This window comes from Nocardia sp. NPDC004722 (genome assembly GCF_053601505.1).
The window spans coordinates 1-1,366 of record NZ_JBSGBY010001072.1; the positions used below are offsets into that span (position 1 = coordinate 1).

The 1,366-nt window shown below is 66.8% G+C and carries 3 protein-coding genes; 2 read left to right on the forward strand and 1 reads right to left on the reverse strand.

Going from position 1 to position 1,366, the window contains the following annotated elements; translation table 11 throughout:
- The coding region (locus ACWELQ_RS45775; protein WP_452403206.1) for a hypothetical protein at positions 1–180 on the reverse strand (180 nt) is incomplete at its 3' end.
- A 76-nt stretch (positions 181–256) separates the two neighbouring features.
- Here ACWELQ_RS45775 and ACWELQ_RS45780 point away from each other — a divergent pair.
- Both ACWELQ_RS45780 and ACWELQ_RS45785 read left to right on the forward strand, forming a co-directional pair.
- On the forward strand, positions 257–940 hold the full coding sequence (locus ACWELQ_RS45780) for a PadR family transcriptional regulator (protein WP_452403207.1): 684 nt from the start codon (positions 257–259) through the stop codon (positions 938–940).
- A 156-nt stretch (positions 941–1,096) separates the two neighbouring features.
- On the forward strand, positions 1,097–1,366 hold a 270-nt coding region (locus ACWELQ_RS45785), incomplete at its 3' end, for an ATP-binding cassette domain-containing protein (RefSeq protein ID WP_452403208.1).

A 1,366-nucleotide genomic window follows, 5' to 3' on the forward strand; every position in this document is an offset into this window, starting at 1 on the left:
GCCGGAGTCGGCGGCGGCCGGTAGCGCGGCCTCCGTGGTCGTCCCGGGGGCCGCCGCGCCCGGGTCCTTGCATGCGGCCGTGCCCAGCGCGGTGCCGACCGCGAGTGCGCCCGCTCCGGCGAGAACGGTTCGGCGGTTGGTGGTTCGGCGGCTGGTGGCTGTACGACGAGAAGCTGGCACGCCTTGTTTATCGCACAGCGAGGAGTACTCTGTTCAGAGTAAGCGGATACTCTGAACAGAGTAATTGGAGGTGCACGTGGCCGCCAAACGGGCTTTTCGCCGGGTCAATCCCTTGATGCTGGCCGTCCTCGCGCAGCTCTGGGAACGCCCGATGCACCCCTACCAGATCTCGCAGACCCTCAAGCAGCGCGGCAAGGACGGCAGCGTGCGCATCAACTACGGCGCGCTCTACCCCGTGGTCGAATCGCTGCTCGCACAGGGCTTCATCGAGGTGGTCGGGGCCGAACAGGACGGCAACCGTCCCGCCCGCACCGTCTATCGGATCACCGAATCCGGTGCGGCCGAACTGCGGGATTGGTTGCGCGCCTGGATCTCCGAGCCGGAGAAGGAATACCCGCGGTTCATGGCCGCGCTGTCCTTCCTGCCGGTGCTGGGCCCCGAGGAGGCGGCCGCGCTGCTGCGTCGCCGAGTCGCGGTGCTGGACAAGCGAATCACCGAGATCCGCGATATCGAGGAGTCCGTGGTCTCCTGGCTGCCCGAGATCCTGCTGATCGAGAGCAACTACGAGGTCCGCATGCTGCGCGCCGATCGCGACTTCACCGCCGAGGTCGCCGAGCGCATCGAATCCGGCGCGCTGGGCGGCCTCGAAGGCTGGCGGGCCATGACCGCACTAGCCGCGCAGCACCCGCCCGGCCAGATTCCGCAGAATCTCGCCGACTTGTTTCTGGAGGAATGGGGGATGCCGAAACCGCCGAGCTAACCGTCTGAGAACAACGGCGGCCCGGGTGCGCCAACACCCGAGCCTCCGCCGGATCCGAACGACCGACGGCGAACCATCGGATGCTCGAACTGCATTCATCAGCCTATCCAATGGTTCCCGTGGCCGTTCCCCGTACCTGACACGAGGAACATCACCATGTCCATCACACCCATGCCCTCGGCCGCGGTCGAGGTGCACAACCTGGTCAAGACCTATCCCGGTGGCCGCCGCAAGCCCGATGTGCGGGCGCTGGACGGCCTGAGCTTCAGCATTGCAGCGGGCACCGTCTACGGCATGCTCGGTCCCAACGGGGCCGGAAAATCCACCACCACCAAGATCTGCACCACCCTCTCGCGCGCCGAGAGGGGCTCGGAGATCCGGCGAGTGGACACAGAGACGGCCGTGGCCGACTACTTAAGTCAGACC